Raw genomic sequence first — 3174 nt, 5'->3', positions numbered from 1 at the left:
TATGATCTTCCTGGGAAGTCAAAAGGCCCAGGGTTCAAGGTTATAGGATCAAGCGACTAAGTGCATATGGTGGATGCCTTGGCGATCACAGGCGATGAAGGACGTGCAAGCCTGCGAAAAGCTACGGGGAGTTGGCAATGGAACTTTGATCCGTAGATATCCGAATGGGGAAACCCACTCAGCAATGAGTATCCCATACTGAATACATAGGTATGGGAGGCGAACCCGGTGAACTGAAACATCTAAGTAGCCGGAGGAAAAGAAATCAACCGAGATTCCCAAAGTAGTGGCGAGCGAAATGGGATCAGCCTGCAAGTGATATTTGTCTTGTTATGAGAACGCTCTGGAAAGTGCGGCCGTAGTGGGTGATAGCCCCGTATCTTAAAACTCGATGAAAGTACTAAGCTTGCGACAAGTAGGGCGGGGCACGTGAAACCCTGTCTGAATATGGGGGGACCATCCTCCAAGGCTAAATACTCGTGATCGACCGATAGTGAACCAGTACCGTGAGGGAAAGGCGAAAAGAACCCCGGGAGGGGAGTGAAATAGAACCTGAAACCGTATGCATACAAACAGTGGGAGCCTCCTTGTGGGGTGACTGCGTACCTTTTGTATAATGGGTCAGCGACTTACATTCAGTTGCAAGCTTAACCGAATAGGGGAGGCGTAGGGAAACCGAGTCTGATAAGGGCGTTTAGTAGCTGGGTGTAGACCCGAAACCGGATGATCTATCCATGGCCAGGATGAAGGTGCCGTAACAGGTACTGGAGGTCCGAACCCACTAACGTTGAAAAGTTAGGGGATGAGCTGTGGATAGGGGTGAAAGGCTAAACAAATCCGGATATAGCTGGTTCTCCCCGAAAACTATTTAGGTAGTGCCTCATGTATCACTTCCGGGGGTAAAGCACTGTTATGGCTAGGGGGTCATCGCGACTTACCAAACCATGGCAAACTCTGAATACCGGAAAGTGCGAGCATGGGAGACAGACAGTGGGTGCTAACGTCCATTGTCAAGAGGGAAACAACCCAGACCGCCAGCTAAGGTCCCCAAGACATGGTTAAGTGGGAAACGAGGTGGGAAGGCATAGACAGCTAGGAGGTTGGCTTAGAAGCAGCCACCCTTTAAAGAAAGCGTAATAGCTCACTAGTCGAGTCGTCCTGCGCGGAAGATGTAACGGGGCTCAAACCATGCACCGAAGCTGCGGATATCTTTTAGATATGGTAGGGGAGCGTTCTGTAGGTCTGTGAAGGTGTCTTGTAAAGGATGCTGGAGATATCAGAAGTGCGAATGCTGACATGAGTAGCGATAAAGGGAGTGAAAAGCTCCCTCGCCGAAAGCCCAAGGTTTCCTACGCAACGTTCATCGGCGTAGGGTTAGTCGGCCCCTAAGGCGAGGCAGAAATGCGTAGTCGATGGGAAACAGGTCAATATTCCTGTACCGATTCTAGATGCGATGTGGGGACGGAGAAAGTTAGGTCAGCCATCTGTTGGAATAGGTGGTTTAAGCATGTAGGGAGATCCCTTAGGCAAATCCGGGGGGTCAATCCTGAGGTGTGATGACGAGGCACTACGGTGCCGAAGTGACTGATACTCAGCTTCCAAGAAAAGCCACTAAGCTTCAGTCTAGATTCGACCGTACCGCAAACCGACACAGGTGGGCAGGATGAAAATTCTAAGGCGCTTGAGAGAACTCAGGAGAAGGAACTCGGCAAATTGACACCGTAACTTCGGGAGAAGGTGTGCCCCGGTAGGTTGTAGTCCCTCGCGGACGAAGGCCGATGGGGTTGCAGTGAACTGGTGGCTGCGACTGTTTATTAAAAACACAGCACTCTGCAAACACGAAAGTGGACGTATAGGGTGTGACGCCTGCCCGGTGCCGGAAGGTTAAGTGATGGGGTGCAAGCTCTTGATCGAAGCCCCGGTAAACGGCGGCCGTAACTATAACGGTCCTAAGGTAGCGAAATTCCTTGTCGGGTAAGTTCCGACCTGCACGAATGGCGTAACGATGGCCACACTGTCTCCTCCTGAGACTCAGCGAAGTTGAAATGTTTGTGAAGATGCAATCTCCCCGCGGCAAGACGGAAAGACCCCATGAACCTTTACTGTAGCTTTGCATTGGACTTTGAACCGATCTGTGTAGGATAGGTGGGAGGCTGTGAAACCGGGACGCTAGTTTCGGTGGAGCCAACCTTGAAATACCACCCTGGTTTGTTTGAGGTTCTAACCATGGCCTGTGAATCCAGGTCTGGGACCGTGCATGGTGGGCAGTTTGACTGGGGCGGTCTCCTCCCAAAAGGTAACGGAGGAGTACGAAGGTACGCTAGGTCCGGTCGGACATCGGACTGTTAGTGCAATGGCATAAGCGTGCTTGACTGCGAGACCCACAAGTCGAGCAGGTACGAAAGTAGGTCATAGTGATCCGGTGGTTCTGTATGGAAGGGCCATCGCTCAACGGATAAAAGGTACTCTGGGGATAACAGGCTGATACCGCCCAAGAGTTCATATCGACGGCGGTGTTTGGCACCTCGATGTCGGCTCATCACATCCTGGGGCTGTAGCCGGTCCCAAGGGTATGGCTGTTCGCCATTTAAAGTGGTACGTGAGCTGGGTTTAAAACGTCGTGAGACAGTTTGGTCCCTATCTGCCGTGGGCGCTGGATATTTGAGGGGACCTGCTCCTAGTACGAGAGGACCGGAGTGGACATACCTCTGGTGTACCGGTTGTGACGCCAGTCGCATCGCCGGGTAGCTATGTATGGAAGAGATAACCGCTGAAAGCATCTAAGCGGGAAACTCGCCTCAAGATAAGATATCCCCGGGGCTTTAAGCCCCCTGTAGGGTCGTCGAAGACCACGACGTTGATAGGCTGGGTGTGGAAGCGCAGTAATGCGTTAAGCTAACCAGTACTAATTGCCCGTGCGGCTTGATCCTATAACCTTGAATCAACACGATTCAATGAAACAACTGTAGCAATCACCTCTACAAACCTTCTACCCCATTTTGCGTTCAGCTAACCCCTGAACATACAAGTTACGCTTGGCGGCCATAGCGTCCCGGTACCACCCCTTCCCATCCCGAACAGGACCGTGAAACAGGACCGCGCCAATGATAGTGAGCTTCCGCTCGCGAAAGTAGGTCACCGCCAAGCACCCATTCAAACACCCCGCTAGATACC

Annotated in this window: 2 rRNA genes; both read left to right on the top strand. The window is 51.9% G+C overall.

Annotated elements, in window-relative coordinates:
- The first annotated feature begins 46 nt into the window (after positions 1–46).
- Positions 47–2930, top strand: a 23S ribosomal RNA gene (locus tag G474_RS0117585).
- Between the two features lie 104 nt (positions 2931–3034).
- Positions 3035–3147 (top strand): 5S ribosomal RNA (gene rrf / locus G474_RS0117580).
- Positions 3148–3174: the final 27 nt, after the last annotated feature.

It is taken from the genome of Azovibrio restrictus DSM 23866, from assembly GCF_000429665.1.
Taxonomy (GTDB): Bacteria; Pseudomonadota; Gammaproteobacteria; order Burkholderiales; family Rhodocyclaceae; genus Azovibrio; species Azovibrio restrictus.
Note: the sequence above shows the minus strand (reverse complement) of the source record. Positions and strands in the feature narration are given on the sequence as shown.